We start from the raw sequence: 20660 nt of genomic DNA on the forward strand, positions 1-20660 counted from the left end.
ACAACAAGTCGCATTTACACACAAAATGCCACTTCTTTATTTTGTCAACAAACTGAAGGAATCCCAAAAGTGATCCCTAAAGATTATTTTTTATTCAGAATATCCTTATTAACCAATGTGCGGGGGACTCTTCCCTCTATCACGTCAATTATATTCTGGGCGACAAGCACTGACATGTCTCTTCTAGCTTCTTCTGTTGCACTTCCTATGTGAGGAAGCATTACAACATTGTCAAGTTCGGCCAGCTCTTTTTCAAATTCTGGTTCTCTTTCATAGACGTCTAAGCCTGCAGCGTAAATCCATTTTTCTTTTAAAGCCTTAACCAGTGCTTTCTCATCCACTACAGGGCCTCTACCTGTGTTTATCAATATTGCAGAATTTTTCATTAGTTTTAGCTCCCTTTCCCCAATTAAATGCCTTGTCTCAGGGGTTAAAGGCACATGTATAGAGATAAAATCAGACTCCTTAAGGAGAGTATCTAAGTCTACGTACTTGGCTCCTGTCTCTTTTTCAAATTCGGGTTTCGGAGTCCTGGCATTATATAAAATCTTCATTTCAAAGCCTTTTGCCATTTTAGCAAAAGCTTGTCCTATTCTCCCTGCGCCTATAACTCCTAACGTTTTCCCGGTTACACCTTTTCCTAAAAAGAGCATTGGCGCCCAGCCCTGAAATTTACCTGCCCTCATGAATTTATCCGCTTCTACCACTCTTCTTGCTGCAGCAAATAAAAGAGCCCAAGCTAGTTCTGCAGTGGCATTTGTCAGGACATCCGGAGTATTTGTTATGTAAACTCCTCTTTTTGTTGCTTCCTCTAAATCTATATTGTCAAAGCCCACAGCATAATTTGCGACAATCTTCACATTTCTGGCAGCTTCAAAAAACTCTTTATCTACCTTATCAGTAAGCTGTGTTATCACTGCGTCTTTGTCTTTTATTTTTTCCAAAAGTTCCTCTTTGGTAAGCATCCTGTCATATGGGCTCACCTCTACCTCGCAATACTTCCTTAAAAGTTCAAGTCCCTCCTCTGGAATAGCTCTTGTTATAAAAACTTTAAACATACTTGCTATCACTCCTCCACTTAAAGTTTATTTAACAATACCAAAAATATTGGTATTGTTAAAAACGAAAGCAGGTTTGCAATGAACACCACTGTAGAAGCAAAGCTGTTCTTTTCATTCATCTGCCTTGCAACAATTGCCACAGTAATCATTGTGGGCATTGCAGCTTCAAGTACAGCAACTTTCTTGGCAATAACAGGCAGGTTCAGATAATAGACCAATAAAAAAGCGATTAAGGGGGTTAAAATTAGCTTTATCAAAGCAGGAATAAAGAGGAAATAGTTTACGTCTCCCTTTTCTATGACGTACATATTCATCCCTATAAATAAAAGGGCCATTGGAATTGCTATACTCCCTATCATATGAGCACTCTTCATTATGACCTCTGGCACATGTATTCGCAGAGATGCTACCATGAAGCTTAAAACTATGGAAATAAAAGAGGGATTTAAAATCTGTTTAAGCCCTTTTATATCAAAAGATTTATCATCAGATAAAACCCAGATACCTAAAGTCCAGAATAAAGGGGTATGCCCCAAATCATAGAGGATGACATATGGAAGACTTATATCCCCATACAGTGCCATATTTATTGGGAGCCCCAAAAATATAGTATTGCTAAAGGAAGAAAGAGCATAAAGAGCATTTTTCTTCTCTTCTGGAACTTTAAGTAGTTTAAAGATAAAAGCGGAAATCAGTAAAGTTAAAACCACAGTAAAAGAGCTCACAAGAGGTAATTTATAAGAGGCTTTTAATAGCTCTGGAGTGTAATTTACATACATGCTGTAGAATATAAGCAGTGGAGTTGCAACCAAAATGGTTAAATCTGCTAGCATCTTGAAATGCTCTTCTTTTACAAGCTTTATATAAGCTACGTAATAGCCAACAGCCATAACAATAAAAATTTCTACAAGGATTTCTGCCATTTTAGATGCAACCATTTTTTCACTCCATTCTTCAATTTCAATTATATCACAGTTTTAAATATTTACAAAAAAGGCCCAACATCATCAGTTGGACCTTTATTAAACCTATGTAAACTGTCTTAAGTGTTTTAATCCCAGCAATAGTCCCTCTTTAACTTTTTCTTCACTGCCCTCATACACAGGGTCTTCGTGCTCTATGCTTATAACTCCATCATATCCACTTTCCTTCAATGTTTTTATAAACCTTCCCCAGTCCACCTTTCCCATGCCTGGCATCCTGTACCTCCAATATCCCATTCCAGGGGAAAGCTGCCTCCCAAAAATTCCATACCTTTTAAGTTTTCCCTCAAAAATTTCCGTGTCTTTTGCGTGGACGTGGAATATTCTGTCTTTGAATTCTGGTATCACCTCTATGTAATCTATAAACTGCCACACAAGGTGGGAAGGGTCCAAATTTAGCCCAAAGTTTGGGGATGGAATCCTTCTGAACATCTCTTCCCAGAGTTCCGGCGTAAAGGATATTGTCCCGGGAAGCCCGTGTATCTGCCAGCCCTCCATAGGACAGTTTTCTATTATGATCTTTACACCCCTATCTTCAGCATACTTTATTATATCCGTAAAAACCCTCTCAAACTCGTCAAAATTGTCTTTTATGCTTTTTTCAATGTTTCTTCCCACAAAGGTTCCTACCATATCAGTGCCCAGCATTTTAGCTGCATCAATGCATTTTTTAAGATGGTTGTTTATAAATTTTCTCTTTTCAGGGTCTTTATCCAGGTTATTGTCATAATATGCTAAAGAAGAAATTGTGAGCCCGTACTCTTTAAAATATTTCTTTATCTCCTCTGCTTCTTCCTCTGTCAAAGTTTCCACGTCTATGTCAGTGCCTGAATAATCCCTAGTGTTATCTTTAGGCCAGCAGGCAACTTCTAAGGATTTAAATCCATTTTCACTCGCCCATTTGGCTTTTTCTTTTAAAGGCATGTCCTTCAAAGCTACTGTTAAAAACCCTATGTACACTTACAATTCCTCCTTTAAAATCCTTCTTAAATTCTCAAGGCTTATTTTTGCACTCTCAAGAGGGGACCTTTTGCACTCATCCTGCTCAACAATCAGCCACTCCACACCATTCTCTTCTGCAACTTTTACTATCTTTTTAAAGTCAATTATTCCCCTACCTATCTCTGTATTGCTCCTATCCTTTCCGTCCATATCTTTTGAATGAATGAGAGGAAGCCTCCCAGGAAATTTCTTCAAATATTCCAGAGGCTCTACTCCAGCGTATTTTACCCAGTAAACATCAATTTCTGCCTTCACCAGTTCTTTATCCGTATTCTTAAAAAGTATATCAAGGCCGTATTCTCCATCATAAATTTCAAATTCATGGGCGTGATTGTGATAGCAGAAAATAAGCCCTTTTTCTTTGCACCTTTCCCCTACTTCATTGAAAAACTTTGCCATCTCAATATAGTCCTCTTTTGATTTATAGGGAACGCCGGGACACACTATATACCTGTTCCCTATTTCAAGGCTGTACTCTAAAACTCCGTTTAAATCCTTCTTCAGTAACTCTATACCCACATGCGACCCGGCTGCCTTAAGACCAGTCCTATCTAAAACCTTTTTAAGTTCGCTTGCCTTTAATCCTCCATATCCTGCAAATTCTACACCTTCATATCCCATCTCTGCCACTTTCTCAAGAGTACCTATAAAGTCCTTCTGAGTCTCTTCCCTTAAGGTATAAAGTTGAAGCGCAACAGGTACCATTTTTCAAACCTCCTTTAAAGAACTATTTCAACTCCCTTTTCAGCAGACAGATACGCCGCATCTATTATTTCCATAAGTTTTGCTCCCTCTTCCGCTGAAGCCAAAGGTTCTTTATCTTCTTTTATGCAGTTTACAAAGTGTTCAAACTCGTCTAAAGGCTTCTTGGGATAGTTTGTATTTGGCATTATGTCCACTAAAGTATTCACAACTTCTGAAAATACCTTTATCTGACCATTTTTGAACCATATACCGCCTTTATCTCCTAAAATTTCATAGTAGTTGTAATCTCCCTCAATATTAGAGGCCCAGCTAAATTCAAAGTCAATTGTAGTACCATTTTTAAGTCTTATAAATCCTACTGCCATATCCTCTACATTGTAAATGCCATTGCCTGATTTTGCTTCACTCCATCCATTCCAGCTTATGCTATTTGAAAATTTAGAGTAGGTAGCTGCCGAAACGGACTTAACCTCCGGATAGTCCATAAAATACATGACCAGGTCAATAAAATGCACGCCCAAATCTATCAAAGGCCCTCCTCCAGATAATTCTTTTGTGGTAAACCATCCGCCTTTACCCGGAATGCCTCTTCTCCTCCTCCATCCCGTCTTTACATGGTATATTTCTCCAAGATAGCCTTCTTCTATGTATTTTTTTACAAAGTAAGATTCGTTTGTAAATCTGTTATTTAATCCCACCATAAATTTTGCCCCATATTTATTCTTCGCTTCAACTACTTTGTGGGCCTCTTTGGCATTTAAAGTCATGGGCTTTTCGCAGTGGACGTGAATTCCCTTCTCCATCGCCTTTATAGAAATAGGAGCATGCAAATAATTGGGAGTGCATATGCTAATGAGGTCAAGTTTTTCTTTTTCAAACATTTCTTCATAGTTTTCGTAAACATGAGGAATACTGTACTTCTCTGCCAGCCTCTTAGCTGCCCCAACATCCGGGTCAGATATGGCTACAATTTCAACATCTTTTAATCTTGAATAACCGAGTAGGTGCTTGTAATCGGCAACTGCACCTGCACCGACACATGCGTATCTGAGTTTTTTCATGCATAAACCCCCATTACTTATTAAAGTATACAGGCTCTCCTGTCTTAGCTGATGTGTAAATAGCCTCTAGTATCTCGCTTACTACCAAAGCTTCTTCTGGCTTTACAATTGGCTCTCTGTCATTTACAACGGCATCTATCCAGGACTTGGCTTCCAGATACCCGGGGTCTTCTCCTTTCCCTTCGTAATACGCAACACCGCCTATGTCAAAAGATACTTTTGTAGTGTAAAGGCGTCCAAACCTCTCGCCATTTATGCGAAGCCCATCTCTCATATCGGCTCCACCTTCTGTACCGCAAAGAGTCGTCATCGCTTCCCCGACATCCAGTGTGTTCAAAGCCCAGCTGGATTCTAATATGATGGTAGCCCCATTTTCCATGACTATAAACCCAAAGGCAGAATCTTCTACTGTGAATTTTTCAGGGTCCCACGGTCCCCATGCGTTTGCCGCATTTGCCATCTTGCCTAATTTGTGGTACACTGTGCCAACCACCATCCTGGGGTTGTAATTGTTCATCATCCAAAGGGTCAGATCGAGAGAATGGGTTCCTATATCGATTAGAGGACCTCCTCCCTGCTCTTCTTCATCTAGGAAAACCCCCCATGTGGGAACAGCACGGCGCCTCACTGCATACGCCTTTGCAAAATAAATTTCGCCAAGCTCTCCATTCTGGCAAATTTTATGTAAATACTGGGAATCCGGCCTGAAGCGATTCTGATACCCTATTGTAAGCTTTTTGCCTGCCTTCTTATAAGCTTCTACCATCTTTCTTGCGCCTTCTGCAGTCTTCGCCATTGGCTTTTCACACATTACATGCTTTCCAGCGTAAAGAGCATCAACAGTTATGTCTGCATGAGACTTGTTGGGGGTACAAACATGAACCACATCTATCGTTTTATCTTCAAGAAGTTTTTTGTAATCCGTATATACTTTCGCGTCTTTTGTGCCATATTCTTTTGCCGCCTTCCTAGCCCTCTCTTCTATGATGTCACAAAAGGCCACCATTTCAACATTGTCCAATTTTGCCAAAGAAGGCATGTGCTTTCCAAAAGCTATCCCTCCGCAGCCAATTATGCCTACTCTCACTTTTTCCTTGGACATTTTTCTTCCTCCCTTTGATGTTTATTTTGAAAATTGCCTCAAAGGGCAATTTTTAATACTTGACTGTTGACTCCCTTATAACAAGCTCGTACTCCAGAAAAATTCTCTGCGGCTCTTCCAGTTCCCCTTCAATATGCTTTAAGAGGACCTCCATCGCGATACATCCCAAATCGTATTTAGGCTGAGATACCGTGGTAAGAGACGGGTCGTACATGGAGGCAAAGCTTATATCGTCAAATCCTACAACTGCTACATCGTCCGGAACTTTAAATCCCTCTTCTTTTAAAGCCTTTATAGCTCCGATAGCCATTATGTCAGAAATTGCAAATATGGCAGTAGGCCTCTCTTCTAGAGATAAAAGCTGTCTGGTTAGTCTCATCCCGCTTTTAAAACTGTAATCCCCATATTTTATCAAATTCTCATCAAATTCTATATTTGCATCCTCCAGGGCCTTTCTGTATCCTGTTTCTCTTTGCCTGGTGGAAATAAAGTCGTTTTTACAGGTAATCAGCGCTATCCTTCTGTGGCCCAAATTTATAAGGTGGTTTACAGCTTTATAGGCAGCAGAAAAATTGTCTATAGAGACATAAGATGCACCCGCTCCTTCTATGTATTCACAGCATTGAACTACAGAGTAATTGTTAGCCAGAAGAGTTAACTCGTCTTTTCCCATAACTGATGCCATGAGGATGACTCCGTCTGCCAGCTTATTCTTCAAAAGTTCCAAATACGCTTTTTCCCTCTCAGGATCTGAATCTGTGTTGCAAAGCATTACATTGTATCCATTTTTATGAGCTACATCTTCTATTCCCTTTACAACTCTTGCATAGAAGGGGTTCGACACGTTTGGCATGAGCGCCAGCACCATCTTCGTTTTCAAGCGCCTTAAATTTCTGCCAAGAAGATTGGGATGGTAATTTAACTCTTTTATGGCTTTTAAAACTCTCTCACGAGTCTCTTCTGATACCAAATCGCTATTGTTTAAAACTCGTGAGACTGTGGCAACAGAAACCCCTGCCCTCTTTGCAACATCTCTTATATTAGCCATCGCAAGCCTCCTGTGTAACAGATTACATAGTATTTTTCAATAAATTCTAACCATTTTTCCTGCAATTTTTGTAACGCATTACATTAACTATTATACCACTAATTTTTAAAAAATCAATAATTAAAAAAGCCCAACCTAAAAGGTCAGGCAATTCACTCTAAGGATTTTATTTCTTCCTCCAAAGCCTGAATTTTAGCCTTAAGATATTCCAACTGGTTCAAAGCCTCTTCTTTCTGTTTGTTTATACTGCCTTTTCCCACAGTCTGATTTAATTCTTCTATTTTATTTCTAATCGCTTCGGTTATTTTTTGCTTATTTTCATCAAAAAATTGAACTGCTTTATTTACGGCATCCTGCATTTCTTTTAAGCTTTTCTCCAATGAGGGCTTTATATTCTCTTTAGCCTTAGGGTAAAGCATCATGCCTAAAGCCGCTGCAACAGCCCCCCAGTAAAATTTTCTGGAGGAAAGAAATTTTAAAATAGCCATTTTTATCTTTCCTCCTTTCTTTCGCTCATTAATATTTTTCCCCCGTTTTTTTGATAAAATTTAATGTGTTATTTGCCAAAAATCATAACTTTTGTTATAGCCTTATACAATTCTTTTGCATTATATTTTTCACTAATTTTAGAAAAATATTGTAAAAATTCTCCTATAGTGTTTTGCCAAAGATCCACTATCTGGTCTTTTTTCGCAGGGTCTTTTTTGTATTCCTTAAAAGAAAGTTCCATGGCATATTTTAAGGCGTCAATTGCCTTTTCAAATTCCTTTTTTACTTCCTCCATCAATCTCCCTCCAGAATTCAAAAAAGTAGTAGTCTAAAGATAATATATGAAACAAAGTAGAGTATTGTCACAAAAAAGAAAAAGGGGACGGTTCCTTTCATCCGAAAAATTTAGACAAACGGAACCGTCCCTCTTGTCTGACACTTATACAACTACATCTACGACACTACCGCACTTATTACACCTATTGCCGTCAAGCCCTTTTATTTTTGCATAAAACCCATGCCTTTCAATGAGAAGATTGTTACAGTAAGGGCAATAGGTGTTGCTATCAATTCCTAAAACATTTCCTATGTATACAAAATTCAGATACTCCTTTGCAATGTCACGCGCTCTTTCAAGGGTAGAAATAGGAGTTGGAGGGTTGGTAAGTTTGTACTGAGGAAAATATCTAGAAAAATGTAGAGGGATATTCTTGTCAATTTGGGAAAGCCATTTAGACAAATTCCTTATCTCCTCTTCACTGTCATTTAAATCCGTCACAATCAAATTCGTAACCTCTACATGACTGTGTTTTGAGGCTTCCTCCACTGTTTTTAGTACAGGATCTAATCTCCCACCTACTATTTTTTTGTAAAAATCTTCTGTAAAGGCTTTTACATCTATATTCATCGCATCGACATATGGAAGTAAATTTTTCAAAGGCTCAGGGTTTATATATCCATTTGTCACGAGAACTGTTTTTAGCCCTTGTTTTTTCGCCTCTTGCAAGCCTTCATATACGTATTCATACCATATGAGAGGCTCATTATAAGTAAAAGCTATACCTATGTTGTGCCTCTGCCTCTTTGCGTGGAGTATGAGGTCTTGAGGCGAGATAAAGTCCCCCTCCCACTTTTGATGAGCAATTTCCCAATTTTGACAAAACTTGCATTTTAAATTGCAGCCGTAAGTACCTACGGAAAAAATATAACTGCCAGGATAAAAATGATAAAGGGGTTTTTTCTCTATAGGGTCCAAGGCAATAGAGGTTATCACTCCGTAATTTTCTGAAAAAAGTCTGCCACCTACGTTTTTTCTAACCCCGCATACTCCATATCGCCCTTCAGGGATATAGCAGTTGTGAGGACATAGCCGGCACCTAACGGCATTATTTTCTGATTTTTCATAAAACATGGCTTCTTTTAGCATTTAAAACACCCTTTGTTCGTGCCTTTCAACCTCAAATTTCTCAATCGTGTAATCCTCATCAGGCCTAATCCCGGCTTTCCTCAAAGCAATAGAAAGCTGCTCCTCTACAGTGTCCACTCCCTCTATATCAGGCAGTAGAAGTCCTGCTCTAAATCCCTTCCTCACGATAACTCCATATCTCTTGGGATCAAGCTCATCTTTTGATTTCACAGGCTGTGGAGGCATTAATACATCGACAGAATATTCGATTTCGGGAAGCTCTTCCTCTCTAACCGGAGGAAAACGGGGATCCTCAAAACCTGCACTTATGGCATTTCTTATTATCTCTTCAGCTACGTTTTTCTTCTGCGGAACTACTGTTCCTATACAGCCTCTAAGCTCTCCCTTTTTATGAAGTGTCACAAAAACTCCCGCTTTTCTTTTGTACATTTCCTCAGGAAGCCCTTCGGGGACGGGCATGGGACGCCCGTATTTCACATAGTATTCAAGGCTTTCTTTTGCAAGTTTCACATAAGGGTCTTCTTCTGCAGAAAATCTTTCAAGTAAACTTGTGCCTTTATAGCCTGTTACATCAAATTTTGCAACACCATACCCGACTCCAAAAGGACCTTCGTGAGAAAGAACATTTGCTCTGACTTCATATCCATCTAAAACCCCCAACATTACGCAGACAGATCTAAAACCACATTCGGCAGCTTCTTCTATCAAATCCTCATCCATTTTTAATATTTCTTCTACTTTCATCTCTGAAAGCAATTGTAAAAGGGTCTTGTCAAAAACTTCTCCTTTTGGAGTGTAACCATTTGGACTGTTTGGAGTCAATTTATGGGATAAATCGCCGCTTGCTATGAAAACTACTCTTTTACTTGATCTGTTTATTGCATCTTTTATTGCAACGCCAAACTCATAAAGCTTTTCAAAGGGCAAAAAGCCATAAGACATGTGGATTAATTTGAAATCAGGATATTGTTTGGTAACAAAGTATAAAGGTACAATTGTTCCGTGGTCAAGCTTTTTGGGAAGTACGTATTTCTTTATGAGTTCCTCACTTACTTCTACTATTGGTATATTCCTTTTACTCGTCTCTTCCACTATTTCTCTTGCCAGGTCTAAATCATTTTCAAATTTAAATTTTACTTCTCTTGCGCCAAATTGAGATAAATCTCCTTCTAGAAAAGGTAATGTAGTTATTGAAACAGCATCTTTAAATACATAGCCATGGGGTGTTATCACTATCACCGTGTCCGGCCACTTTTGTTTTATTTCTTGGGAAATATTTTCAAGAGAGTCAATTGTCTTTTGTATTTTTCTTTCTTCTCCGCGCCCTACCTCGTGCACAATTATAGGAGGATGAGGCATCAGGTAACAACCCACCAGTTCTCCCATATTTAACACCTCTTTGACACTTTCTATAATTGATTATACCACAATAATAAAAGCTTCATCCCATTTATTTGAGATGAAGCTTTATAGCTAATCTTTCTTTATGTACTTTTTTACAATCCCCTCAAAAACAATGTCTATAAGATATGCCGTTCCACTTATTAAAATGAGGAAAAAAGTTATTGGTACAACCTGAAGCACAAGGAAAGCAAGTGTTATTATACCTATTATAAGAATTGTATGAGGCAAATGTCCTAACCCCAGCACAAAAGATGTCTTCCAAAGCCCTAAAAGATTGCCTTCGTAATACTGCGCTGTTAAGAAAGTATAAATTAAAGTTATCAAAAACATAAGTCCCATTGAGAGAAGAAGCCCGCTTAAAATATAGCCAAAGGAGGAGCGCTGGTGAGTAAAAAACTGTATGTCCACATAAAGTATAAAGAGAGCCAACGCCGTGATAAAGAAATTTGCCGTCATCCACCAGAAGTGCCTTACAAATCCTCTCCAGAACTCTTTCCAGACGCTTCCTCCCTCATCCTTTCTCAAAAGGCGTATAGAATAAAATAAGGCATCTGTAGAGTGAAAAACAGTAATAACAGGCAGTGAAGCTAAAAGCCACAGGACGTTTAGTATCATCAGGTCTGTTATAAAATATGCAAAATCCCATAATTTAGAATCTCTCATTTTTTTCACCTTACATCTGTTTTAAAAGTTTTTTATTCACCTTCCCTGTAGGAGTTTTAGGAAGTTCTTTCACAAATTCAAAATATTTCGGGATTTTATAAGAGGCAATTTTGTCCCTTAAGAAAGATTGAAGTTCTTTTCTGTCTGCCTCGGCGCCCTCTTTTAATACTATAAAAGCCTTTATTTCTTCACCCTTCAGAGGGTCCCCAACTCCTACTACAGCTGCTTCAAGCACAGCAGGGTGAGTTAAAAGCACTTCTTCAATTTCTCTTGGATATACGTTGAAACCTCCTGTTATTATCATGTCCTTCAGTCTATCTACAATGTAGAAATACCCATCTTCATCTTTTTTAGCAAGGTCTCCTGTGTGTAGCCATCCATTTCTTAGGGTCTTAGCGGTCTCTTCTGGCATATTATGATAACCCACCATTACATTAGGCCCCTTAAGGACAAGCTCTCCCACTTCTCCTACTGGAAGCTCATTGTCATTTTCATCTACTATTTTTGCTTCAACCCCTGGCAGTGGAAAACCTATGGAACCCGGCTTTCTTAAAGCTTTTGGATCAAGAGGATTTAAAAGGGCAACAGGGGCTGCTTCACTTAATCCATAGCCTTCTACAAGCGGAAAGTTGAATTTTTCTTCAAAACCTCTCTGTACTTCTGCTGCCAGCGGCGCTCCTCCAGATATTGCAAGCCTTAAAGCTTTAAATTGTCCTTTTTCTGCCATTCTCATCAATACTGCAAACATAGAGGGAACACCGCAAAAAACAGTTACGTCTTCCTGTATGAGGGTCTCCAGCGTATCTTTCGGCATGAAAGTTTCTTTAAGTGTTATAGTAGAACCCAGATAAAGTCCTAACAGCACATTGACTGTCCAGGAAAAACTGTGGAAAAGAGGAAGTACAGCTAAAAAATTATCATGGGGACCCAGGTCAATCACCCTCGATACATCGTATAGCATTTTTACGTCAGAGACAAAATTGTCGTGTGTGAGCATAGCGCCTTTCGGTTTACCCGTAGTCCCAGAAGTGTACAAAAAAGCACACACTTCATTGGATTCTATATCTACTGGCGCAGGAGACTTCATTTTTAAAATTTCACTAACAGTATTTTCATCCATTACAACTACATTTTTTAAATTAAGCCTTGCAAGCTGGGACTTATCTACTTTTTGAGCAATAGCAGGGTGAACTACAAGGACAGAAGTCCCTGACTCCATTATGATGTATCCTATTTCTTCTAAAGTAAGCATCATATTAAGAGGGACAACAATCGCTCCTGCTTTTGAAGCTCCCATAAATGAAAATATGTATTCGGGACAATTTGGAAAGCTCAGGGCAACTCTATCTCCTTTTTTAACACCTATTGATTGAAAAAAAGAAGCATATTTATCTATTAAAGTGTCCACTTCTCCATAAGTATAAACTCTGTCTTTAAATTTTATGGCTATGTGACTATCTGAAACACCCGACTTTTTATGCACCTCAAAAATTCTCATAATGATCCTCCTTTAACTTAATATAGCGGCACCAATTATGCCGGCGTCATTTCCAAGCTCAGCCTTCCTTATGTCAGCATAGGGAAGTTCTTTAAACAGTATGTTTTCTGCCACCTCTTTTTTAAGAGGCTTTAGAAGAAAATCTCCCGCATTTGCTACTCCGCCGCCTAATATTATGACTTCTGGGTCAAATAAGTTTATTATGTTTACAATTCCAATCGCTAGATATTTTACATATTCTTCAAAAATCTTTAACGCTTCTTCATCGTACTGCTTTGCGGCATCTATTACATTTTTGGCAGTAATACTCTCTATATCTCCATTTGCAAACTTTAGAATTAAAGTATTTGGATTCCTCTTAGCAGCTTTTTTCCCTTCCCTTATCAAGGCAGTAGCAGAAGCATAAGTCTCAAAACAGCCAATTTTACCGCAATTACATCTTATGCCATTATCTCCAATGACCATGTGACCTATCTCTGGAGCAAAGTGATGGGCACCGCTGTAAATCTTTCCATCCAGTATAAATCCGGAACCGACCCCTGTCCCTAAAGTAATTGTCACAGAAGACCTCGAACCTCTGCCGGCACCAAAAGTAGCCTCTGCCAGTGCAGCCACATTTGCGTCGTTTTCCATGTATATGGGAAGGTCAATGTATTTTCTTATTTCTTTCGCTAAAGGAACTTTCGTCCAAAAGAGATTAACCGCCCTTATCACTATCCCTTTTTCATTGTCTGCAACCCCTGGAACACCAATCCCCATTGACTTTATATTTTTTATGTTTATTCCCATCCGGTTTAAAAGTTCAAAGCTCAGTTCTGCTATATCTCTTGCAATCGCCTCATATCCTCTCTCAGGCTTGGTAGGTCTACTGCCCGTAGCAATTATTTTGCCATCCTCCTCTACCAAGCCAACTGCTATGTTTGTTCCTCCAAGGTCCACTCCTATTCTCATACATCTCCTCCCCCAATTCTTTTTTTCTTTTCCTGTAAATATTGCTTTATCTTATCTACAGAAGTGTTTAATATGAGCTCTTCTGGCATATTGATATCTTCTAAAAGCCTTATCGCCTCGTCAAATCGTCCTACATCAAAGCATATATGAGCATCACTTCCTACCGCCACCCTAACTCCCAATTCCTTAGCTTTTCTGGCTATTATAGGGCATATCTTTTCACTGCCTTTCCGTGAGGTTACAAAAGAACTGTTGTTTATTTCTATAAACTTGCCATACTCTTTAGCGGCTTCAAGCACTTTCTCGATATCGATAGGATATATGGGGTTACCTGGATGCCCTATTATGTCCACGTAAGGGTTTTTTATGGCATTTATTAATGCTTTCGTGTTTCTTTCTACATCTTCACTCGGCTCAAAACATTCATCGTGAAGGCTTGCAATTACAATGTCAAGCTTTTTTAGAATCCTTTCTGGAAGGTCCAACCTTCCTTCCTCATTCATTATGTTGGCTTCTATTCCTTTTAATATTTCAACCCCCTCTACTTTCTCAGGTATAACCTTCAAGTTCCCAAAGTAGTATATATGCGGACCTCCAGGCATTTCTGGTCCGTGATCGGTGATGCATATAAGCTGAAGCCCCTTTTTAAAGGCTTCCCTGGCATTTTCTATAATCGTGCTGAAGGCATGCCCACTGGCAATAGTATGGGTATGCGTATCTAAGACAAGCTTCAATTTTCTCCTCCTCTCTAATTTCTCACCTGTTTTAAAAGTTTTTTATTCAATTCATGGGCTGCGTTGTAGCCCATCTGTTTCTGCCTATGGTTCATCGCAGCAACCTCTACAATAATTGCCAGGTTTCTTCCAGGTCGAACAGGGATGGTGAGCTTAGGAACTTCCACGTCAAGGAATTTTATATACTCGTCCTCAAGTCCCAACCTGTCATAGTACTTATCCTCATCCCACTCTTCTAACTGAATTACTAAATCTATGCTCATGCTATTTCTCACAGAACCTACGCCGTATAAAGTTTTAACATCCAGAATTCCTATCCCTCTTATTTCAATAAAATGCCTTATTATCTCAGGAGCACTGCCCTGAAGCTTGTCTTCTCCTATTTTGCGTATCTCTACGGCATCATCTGCCACCAGCCTGTGCCCTCTTTTCACAAGTTCCAGAGCTGTTTCGCTCTTACCTATGCCACTTTCCCCTAAAAGCAGGACTCCTATGCCGTAGACATCCACCAGATTTCCGTGAATGGTGATTTGAGGTGCTAGCTTCTCATCAAGGTAGTTTATAAGCCTGTTTATAAACTTAGTAGATGCCTCTTTCGTCCTTAGAAGATATCTGTCATGCTTTCTTGCAGCCTCTATTATCTCCTGCCTTATATTTAAATCCCTGGTTACAATGAGACAGGGAATAGGATATGCGAAGAACTTGTCTGCCCTTTCTGCTAAAATTTCATCTGAAAGCTGCTCTACAAAAGTAGTCTCCACTTTACCCATTATCTGTACTCTCTCATAAGCAAAGTGCTCGTAAAAGCCAGCAAACTGAAGTCCTGGTCTGTTGACATCACTTGTGGTTATGTCTATCTTGTTATTTACTGCTTCTACAATGACCTCTAGGTTTAAGTCTTTTATTAGAGTTTCTACAGAGACTTTTTCCACATCTTTCACCTCCGCCCTAAAAACCCCGCATTTAATTCAATTATATTATTTATTGGAAAGTAAGTAAACCTGGTTTATAATATTTTCTAGAGGAAAATGAGGTGAAAAAAATGGATAAACAAAAACTCATGGAGATTTTAAAACAAAACAAAGGGAATTTTATCTCGGGTCAAAAACTTTCTGAGGCTTTGCAAGTCTCACGGACGGCTATCTGGAAGCAAATAAAAGAGCTCGAAGAACTAGGATACAAAATAAATGCTCATCGCAGATTAGGATATTGCTTAATTTCTGAGCCTGACCTTTTAATTTATGAAGAAATCGCCCCTTATCTCACTACTAAATTCATAGGAAGAAACTATATACATAAAGAAAGCTTAAGCTCTACAAACGACATGGCAAAAGAGCTCGCTTACAAAGTGCCAAATGGAACAGTAATTGTAGCAGAAGAACAGACAAAAGGCAGGGGAAGAATGGGTAGAAGCTGGTTTTCCGAAAAAAACTCTTGTATCCTTACATCCGTAATATTGAAGCCTCAAATAAGGCCAGAGAAAACTGTATCTTTAACCCAAGTAGCAGCTTTAGCAGTAGTAAAGGCAATAGAAGAGGTTTGCAGCATAAAAACGAAAATCAAATGGCCAAACGATATAATTTTAAACAGCAAAAAAGTTTGTGGCATTCTGACAGAGATGTCATCAGAAATAGATGTCGTAAACTACATAGTAATAGGCATAGGAATAAATGTGAATTGTACAAAATTTCCAGATGACTTAAAAGAAAAAGCCACTTCTTTGCAGTTAGAACTAGGAAAACCTGTGGACAGAAAAAAGCTTTTAGCTTCTCTCTTAAATAATTTGGAACTTTATTATGAAGAATATGAAAAAAAGGGATTTGAAATATTAAGACCTCTAGTAGTTGAAAACTCTATAACAATAGGTAAAGAAGTGAGAGTAATTTACACTGACAGAGAAATAAAAGGACAGGCTATCACAATAGATAAAGAGGGAAAACTGGTAATAAGAACAGAAAAAGGTGGAGAAATAGCCCTCCTATCAGGAGAAGTCTCTGTAAGGGGACTTTTAGACTACATTTAAACTTCGCCGTGAAAATATTGATAAACTGATTTTGCTGACCTTTCATCCATTCCTTTAACTTTTCTAAGGTCCTCAAGAGAAGCTTTTCTTATTTCCTCAATTGATCCAAAAGCTTCATAGAGGGCTTTTGCCCTCTTTTCCCCAATTCCTTTGATGTCTAAAAGTTCTGTCTTAAATCTTTTACTCTGCCTTTCTCTATGAAAAGTTATAGCAAACCGGTGAGCTTCTTCCTGTATTTGAGCCACAAGTCTAAAAGCCCTTCCAGTCACAGGCATCTGGACTTCCCCAGAAACCCCTACAAGTCCTCTCGTCCTGTGCCTTGAATCTTTTACCATTCCATACACAGGAATAGAAATGCCCATTTCATTTAAAACCCCTAGAACCGCATTCACATGACCAATTCCACCATCTATCAGTATAAGGTCAGGCATATCAATAAATTTAGCTTTTTCTTTTTCCAGAGTACCCTCTTTTATTTGCTTCTCCTCCTCCAGCGCATGATTAAACCTTCTTTCAATCATCTCCCTCATGCTCTGATAGTCATCCTGCCCTTCCACATACTTGATAGTAAACTTCCTGTACTCGCTCTTTTTAGGCTTTCCATCAACAAAAACCACCATAGAGCCTACGTTGTCATCTCCTCTCACATTGGAAATATCATAGGCTTCTATCCTCTTAGGGTATTCAATCCCTAAAAGGTTTGAAAGCTCTAATACAGCCGGGTCTTTTAATATCTTTTCTCTCGCCAGGATCTCGTTTTTTAGAGCTTCTACCGCATTTTGATACACCATGTCCACAAGCTCTTTTTTCTTTCCTCTTAAAGGTACTGTAATGCTCACTCTGTTTCCCCTCTTCTGTGAAAGCCAGTCCTCTAGAAGGTCCTTTTCCTCTAACTCCACATCGATTATTATTTCTTTTGGCACAGAAGGAGAACTCTCGTAAAACTGCTTTATAAAAGAAGAAATTATCTCTTCTCTTTCCATCCCCTCTGTATTTTTCATGTAATAATATTCTCTTCCGCTTAGCTTCCCCTCTCTTACAAAAAACACTTCTATATGCGCAATATCATCACTTCTCGCCATTGATATTACATCCTGCTCATCTTCGCGGAGAGAAGTCACCTTCTGCTTTTCCGAAATCTTTTCTATGGCAAAAATCTGGTCTCTTAGCCTTGCCGCTTCTTCAAACCTGAGCTCATCGGCAGCCTTCTGCATTTCTTCCTTTAATTTCTCAATAAGCCATTCTCTTTTCCCTTCCAAAAACATGACTGCTTGTTCCACTAATTTTCTATATTCTTCCTTCTTTATTTTCCCTGTACAGGGCGCAGAACAAAGTCCTATGTGGTAATAAAGACATTCTCTCACTTTACCAAGACTTTTCTCTATGTTAACACTACAGGTTCTTATGGGAAACATTTTTCTGACAAGTTTTATAGTCTCTCTAACAGCAAAAGCGCTGCTATATGGTCCAAAATATTTAGCTCCGTCCATGTCTATTTTCCTTGTGAACATTATTCTGGGATAATCTTCTGCCACAGTAATTTTTATATAAGGATAATTTTTGTCGTCTTTTAAAAGCACGTTGTACTTTGGCTTGTATTTTTTAATGAGGTTGCACTCTAGCATCAAAGCCTCAAGCTCTGTATCTGTTACGATGTATTCAAAGTCTTCCACGTGAGAAAGCATTACCTTCACTTTTGGAGGCTGATTGTCAGTGTTTTGAAAGTACTGCCTAACCCTGTTTTTCAAAACAGAGGCTTTACCCACATAGATTATATTCCCTTCCTCATCCTTCATCAGGTATACTCCCGGTTTTTCAGGCAAAAGTTTTAACTTTTCCTGCAAATCCACCTCTCTCACCTCGAAAGATAAGCCTTTATTATGTCTCTTGCAATAGGTGCCGCCACTTTTCCGCCTTCCCCGCCATTTTCAACAACAACGGCTACAGCTATCTCTGGATTTTCGGCAGGTGCAAAAGCCACAAACCAGGCATGAGGAGCACCAAACGGATTTTCAGCGGTGCCGGTTTTCCCTGCCACTCTAATACCCGGTATCTGTGCTGCCTTGCCAGTACCTTCTGGATTTTCCACTACACCTATCATGAGGTTTTTTATCACGTCGGCTACTTCTTTTGTTATAGGAGTCAAATATTTATCGCTAGTATTCCTCTCTATTACAGTACCCGAAAGAGGGTCCACTACATATTTCATCAAATAAGGTTTCATTATGACTCCATCATTGGCAACAGCAGAAACAGCTAAAGCCATTGTAAGCGGAGTGACAAGAATTTTCCCCTGCCCTATTGAAGTCTCTGCTAAAGCAACTTTTCCATCAATTGGGGGAAAGTAATTTTTCGCCGTGTCAATTTCTAAAGGAACTCTTTGGTTCAATCCAAAAGCATAAGCCATCTTCTCTAAATTGTCAATACCAAGCTTAAGGCCTATTTCTATGAAAAAAGAGTTACAAGACACATAAAAAGCTCTTTCATAATTTTCTTTACCGTGAGCAATACCTCCAAAATCACTTATTTTACTGCCATCCACTATCACATAACCTTTGCAGTCATACACCTCTTTAAAAAGTTCTGGCATATAGGTCAAAACTGCAGCAGTTGTTATTATTTTAAAAGTAGACCCCGGAGGATAAAGGCCTTGAGTCGCTCTATTCAAAACTACATGTTCAGGACTTGTCATTATCTTTTCCCAATCTTTATCGAGAAGATTGGGGTCATAAGAAGGAGTAGATACCATTGCAAGTATTTCTCCGGTTTTAGGATTTAATGCAACTACAGCACCTTTTTTACCTTCCATTTCCCTGTAAGCCAAATCCTGAAGAGTCTTATCTATGGTGAGGTAGACATTATCCCCTATCTGACCTTTCCCTAAAACAAGTTTTCTCAAAAGCACCATCGGATCAGAACCCACCATGCCAAGCAGTTCCCTGTCATAAGCCCTTTCAATACCGGTGCTACCCTGCTGATATATCCTGCGGCTATATCCTATCACCTGCGCAAAGGCAGGTCCATCTAGGTAAATTCTCTTTTGCGTCCCATCAGCTTCTATCACGCTTTTTGCAAGCACAATGCCATTTCTATCAAGAATGCTACCCCTTAAGATTTTCTTTTCTTGCTCTATGAGCCTCCTATTGTAAACACTGTAAGAACTGGTAATTAATTTATCCCTTTCATACAGTTGAAAATACGTTAAGTAAGCGATCAAACTAAAAAAGAGGAGGCCAAAAATGCCAAAGAGTATTTTAATATTGCGCTTCAAACTGGACACTCTCTTCCTCCTCTCCAACAGAAATGCCATTTAGCATTCCCAGTGTAAAAAAGCTCATTACCATTGAACTTCCTCCGTAGCTCACAAAAGGCAATGTAACTCCTGTAAGAGGTATGAACTTTATGACTCCCCCTATAATAGTAAAAACTTGAAGGCTAAACATGGAAATAAGACCTGCTGATAACAAAGTACCAAACTCATCTTTTGCCTCCAAAGCCACCTTAATCCCTCTGTACATTATAACAAAGTACACCAATATTATAGCAATTCCTCCTAAAATACCAAATTCCTCACAGATGGCAGAGAATATGAAGTCACTTGCCACAACAGGGATGTACTCGGGATGCCCCATAAAAAGCCCTGTCCCAAAAAAGCCCCCTGCGGCAATTGCGAAAAGGGACTGGACGATTTGATAAGTCTTTCCTGGTACATCCATCCAAGGATTTAACCAGGCTTCAATCCTCACCCTTACATGCCCAAAGAGAAAATAAGCCAAAATACCACCAATCGCCATAAGTCCAAATCCTGAGGCTACATAAAAAAGGTTAGAAGTCACTAAGAAAACCATGAGGACCGTGGTAGTGTAAAACAAAAAAGCCATCCCTAGATCTTTTTCTAAAGCAAAAATGCCAGCAATTCCTATCGCAATAGCTCCCAGTATAAGGATATTTTTTAAATCTTTTTTATCTTTTAAGTACCTGGCAAGAAAGATTATATATATAACTTTTGCGGCTTCTGCAGGCTGCACATATATCCCATCAAAAGTAAGCCAGTTTTTCGCACCCCCTATTTCTCTTCCCAAAAAAAGTGGGGCAATTATAAGGCTGATTGCCAAAAGAATATAGATATACTCTCCGTACTTTAAATTGTAAAGCCATCCGTAATGTTTAAAAAGAAATGAAGCCATGAAATAAAGAGCAAAACCTATAGCAATCCATATTATCTGCTTTACAAGAAGTTCTGGAGCAACTCTATATATCATTATAAGGCCCATTTCAGTCAAGAAGGCAGTAAGAATTACAAATTGTATCTCCCCCAGCGGAAAAAGTCTAACATGCAAATAATAAACAATAAAAATTAAAATGGGAAAAGCCAGAGTGTAATATATGGTGGTAGTTTCCTCCGGCTTTCTGTGCATAAATAAAAGTGCAAAAGCTATCACAAATATCCATAACACGTCCTTCAAGGCCTTAGAACCTGTTCTTACATATTCATCCATATCATTTCACC

The 20660-nt window shown here is 38.9% G+C and carries 20 protein-coding genes; 1 reads left to right on the forward strand and 19 read right to left on the reverse strand.

Features of this window, described 5'->3' with window-relative positions:
• Positions 1 to 83: 83 nt before the first annotated feature.
• The 16 genes from gyaR to hprK all read right to left on the reverse strand — a co-directional run bounded on the left by gyaR (position 84) and on the right by hprK (position 15059).
• Positions 84 to 1058 carry a glyoxylate reductase gene (gyaR, locus tag ACPLVE_RS06585; RefSeq protein WP_424610773.1) on the reverse strand — a complete coding sequence of 325 codons (975 nt, stop codon included), beginning with the start codon at positions 1056 to 1058 and terminating at the stop codon, positions 84 to 86.
• Between the two features lie 20 nt (positions 1059 to 1078).
• Positions 1079 to 1999 carry an AEC family transporter gene (locus ACPLVE_RS06590; RefSeq protein WP_424610774.1) on the reverse strand — a complete coding sequence of 307 codons (921 nt, stop codon included), beginning with the start codon at positions 1997 to 1999 and terminating at the stop codon, positions 1079 to 1081.
• 90 nt (positions 2000 to 2089) lie between these two features.
• Positions 2090 to 3004, reverse strand: coding sequence for a sugar phosphate isomerase/epimerase family protein (locus ACPLVE_RS06595; protein WP_424610775.1), 915 nt, complete (start codon positions 3002 to 3004; stop codon positions 2090 to 2092).
• A complete protein-coding gene (locus tag ACPLVE_RS06600; protein ID WP_424610776.1) occupies positions 3005 to 3751 on the reverse strand; it encodes a sugar phosphate isomerase/epimerase family protein in 747 nt (248 codons plus the stop codon). It lies immediately after the preceding gene.
• Between the two features lie 14 nt (positions 3752 to 3765).
• Positions 3766 to 4812 carry a Gfo/Idh/MocA family protein gene (locus ACPLVE_RS06605; protein ID WP_424610777.1) on the reverse strand — a complete coding sequence of 349 codons (1047 nt, stop codon included), beginning with the start codon at positions 4810 to 4812 and terminating at the stop codon, positions 3766 to 3768.
• A gap of 13 nt (positions 4813 to 4825) precedes the next feature.
• Positions 4826 to 5914 (reverse strand): Gfo/Idh/MocA family protein, encoded by a 1089-nt coding sequence (locus tag ACPLVE_RS06610; protein WP_424610778.1) that lies wholly within the window; start codon positions 5912 to 5914, stop codon positions 4826 to 4828.
• Between the two features lie 52 nt (positions 5915 to 5966).
• Positions 5967 to 6962: a LacI family DNA-binding transcriptional regulator gene (locus tag ACPLVE_RS06615; RefSeq protein WP_424610779.1), complete on the reverse strand. Its 996-nt coding sequence runs from the start codon at positions 6960 to 6962 to the stop codon at positions 5967 to 5969.
• Between the two features lie 152 nt (positions 6963 to 7114).
• Positions 7115 to 7450 carry a hypothetical protein gene (locus tag ACPLVE_RS06620; protein WP_424610780.1) on the reverse strand — a complete coding sequence of 112 codons (336 nt, stop codon included), beginning with the start codon at positions 7448 to 7450 and terminating at the stop codon, positions 7115 to 7117.
• A 68-nt stretch (positions 7451 to 7518) separates the two neighbouring features.
• A complete protein-coding gene (locus tag ACPLVE_RS06625; protein ID WP_424610781.1) occupies positions 7519 to 7746 on the reverse strand; it encodes a hypothetical protein in 228 nt (75 codons plus the stop codon).
• A gap of 144 nt (positions 7747 to 7890) precedes the next feature.
• Positions 7891 to 8877 (reverse strand): AmmeMemoRadiSam system radical SAM enzyme, encoded by a 987-nt coding sequence (gene amrS, locus ACPLVE_RS06630; protein WP_424610782.1) that lies wholly within the window; start codon positions 8875 to 8877, stop codon positions 7891 to 7893.
• Positions 8878 to 10263, reverse strand: coding sequence for an AmmeMemoRadiSam system protein A (gene amrA / locus ACPLVE_RS06635; protein ID WP_424610783.1), 1386 nt, complete (start codon positions 10261 to 10263; stop codon positions 8878 to 8880). It lies immediately after the preceding gene.
• Between the two features lie 87 nt (positions 10264 to 10350).
• Positions 10351 to 10944 (reverse strand): YesL family protein, encoded by a 594-nt coding sequence (locus tag ACPLVE_RS06640; RefSeq protein ID WP_424610784.1) that lies wholly within the window; start codon positions 10942 to 10944, stop codon positions 10351 to 10353.
• Positions 10945 to 10954: 10 nt separating this feature from the next.
• Positions 10955 to 12442, reverse strand: coding sequence for a long-chain-fatty-acid--CoA ligase (locus tag ACPLVE_RS06645; protein WP_424610785.1), 1488 nt, complete (start codon positions 12440 to 12442; stop codon positions 10955 to 10957).
• Positions 12443 to 12454: 12 nt separating this feature from the next.
• Positions 12455 to 13393, reverse strand: coding sequence for an ROK family protein (locus ACPLVE_RS06650; RefSeq protein WP_424610786.1), 939 nt, complete (start codon positions 13391 to 13393; stop codon positions 12455 to 12457).
• On the reverse strand, positions 13390 to 14127 hold the full coding sequence (locus ACPLVE_RS06655) for a phosphatase (RefSeq protein ID WP_424610787.1): 738 nt from the start codon (positions 14125 to 14127) through the stop codon (positions 13390 to 13392). Before ACPLVE_RS06655 ends, ACPLVE_RS06650 begins: the two co-directional genes overlap by 4 nt.
• A gap of 14 nt (positions 14128 to 14141) precedes the next feature.
• Positions 14142 to 15059, reverse strand: a complete 918-nt coding sequence (gene hprK, locus ACPLVE_RS06660) for an HPr(Ser) kinase/phosphatase (RefSeq protein ID WP_424610788.1) — start codon at positions 15057 to 15059, stop codon at positions 14142 to 14144.
• Between the two features lie 110 nt (positions 15060 to 15169).
• Between hprK and ACPLVE_RS06665 the strand changes: the two genes are divergently transcribed.
• Positions 15170 to 16150 (forward strand): biotin--[acetyl-CoA-carboxylase] ligase, encoded by a 981-nt coding sequence (locus ACPLVE_RS06665; RefSeq protein ID WP_424610789.1) that lies wholly within the window; start codon positions 15170 to 15172, stop codon positions 16148 to 16150.
• Here the strand turns inward: ACPLVE_RS06665 and uvrC are convergent.
• The 3 genes from uvrC to ACPLVE_RS06680 are packed head-to-tail and all read right to left on the reverse strand — an operon-like array spanning position 16147 to position 20649.
• On the reverse strand, positions 16147 to 18000 hold the full coding sequence (gene uvrC, locus ACPLVE_RS06670; RefSeq protein WP_424610790.1) for an excinuclease ABC subunit UvrC: 1854 nt from the start codon (positions 17998 to 18000) through the stop codon (positions 16147 to 16149). The genes ACPLVE_RS06665 and uvrC overlap by 4 nt on opposite strands.
• A 5-nt stretch (positions 18001 to 18005) precedes the next feature.
• Positions 18006 to 19430: a peptidoglycan D,D-transpeptidase FtsI family protein gene (locus ACPLVE_RS06675; protein WP_424610791.1), complete on the reverse strand. Its 1425-nt coding sequence runs from the start codon at positions 19428 to 19430 to the stop codon at positions 18006 to 18008.
• On the reverse strand, positions 19405 to 20649 hold the full coding sequence (locus ACPLVE_RS06680) for an FtsW/RodA/SpoVE family cell cycle protein (protein WP_424610792.1): 1245 nt from the start codon (positions 20647 to 20649) through the stop codon (positions 19405 to 19407). Before ACPLVE_RS06680 ends, ACPLVE_RS06675 begins: the two co-directional genes overlap by 26 nt.
• Positions 20650 to 20660 lie beyond the last annotated feature (11 nt).

The sequence above is a fragment of the Caldanaerobacter sp. genome (genome assembly GCF_049701115.1).
GTDB lineage: Bacteria > Bacillota > Thermoanaerobacteria > Thermoanaerobacterales > Thermoanaerobacteraceae > Thermoanaerobacter.

Excerpts from the sequence above, each read along its gene's own strand:
- amrS (WP_424610782.1), bottom strand. The coding sequence starts at position 8,877 with ATGCTAAAAGAAGCCATGTTTTATGAAAAATCAGAAAATAATGCCGTT.
- ACPLVE_RS06600 (WP_424610776.1), bottom strand. The coding sequence starts at position 3,751 with ATGGTACCTGTTGCGCTTCAACTTTATACCTTAAGGGAAGAGACTCAG.
- ACPLVE_RS06645 (WP_424610785.1), bottom strand. The coding sequence starts at position 12,442 with ATGAGAATTTTTGAGGTGCATAAAAAGTCGGGTGTTTCAGATAGTCAC.
- amrA (WP_424610783.1), bottom strand. The coding sequence starts at position 10,263 with ATGGGAGAACTGGTGGGTTGTTACCTGATGCCTCATCCTCCTATAATT.
- ACPLVE_RS06665 (WP_424610789.1), top strand. The coding sequence starts at position 15,170 with ATGGATAAACAAAAACTCATGGAGATTTTAAAACAAAACAAAGGGAAT.
- ACPLVE_RS06590 (WP_424610774.1), bottom strand. The coding sequence starts at position 1,999 with ATGGTTGCATCTAAAATGGCAGAAATCCTTGTAGAAATTTTTATTGTT.
- ACPLVE_RS06625 (WP_424610781.1), bottom strand. The coding sequence starts at position 7,746 with ATGGAGGAAGTAAAAAAGGAATTTGAAAAGGCAATTGACGCCTTAAAA.
- ACPLVE_RS06610 (WP_424610778.1), bottom strand. The coding sequence starts at position 5,914 with ATGTCCAAGGAAAAAGTGAGAGTAGGCATAATTGGCTGCGGAGGGATA.
- ACPLVE_RS06640 (WP_424610784.1), bottom strand. The coding sequence starts at position 10,944 with ATGAGAGATTCTAAATTATGGGATTTTGCATATTTTATAACAGACCTG.
- ACPLVE_RS06680 (WP_424610792.1), bottom strand. The coding sequence starts at position 20,649 with ATGGATGAATATGTAAGAACAGGTTCTAAGGCCTTGAAGGACGTGTTA.
- ACPLVE_RS06650 (WP_424610786.1), bottom strand. The coding sequence starts at position 13,393 with ATGAGAATAGGAGTGGACCTTGGAGGAACAAACATAGCAGTTGGCTTG.
- gyaR (WP_424610773.1), bottom strand. The coding sequence starts at position 1,058 with ATGTTTAAAGTTTTTATAACAAGAGCTATTCCAGAGGAGGGACTTGAA.
- ACPLVE_RS06605 (WP_424610777.1), bottom strand. The coding sequence starts at position 4,812 with ATGAAAAAACTCAGATACGCATGTGTCGGTGCAGGTGCAGTTGCCGAT.
- ACPLVE_RS06620 (WP_424610780.1), bottom strand. The coding sequence starts at position 7,450 with ATGGCTATTTTAAAATTTCTTTCCTCCAGAAAATTTTACTGGGGGGCT.
- ACPLVE_RS06615 (WP_424610779.1), bottom strand. The coding sequence starts at position 6,962 with ATGGCTAATATAAGAGATGTTGCAAAGAGGGCAGGGGTTTCTGTTGCC.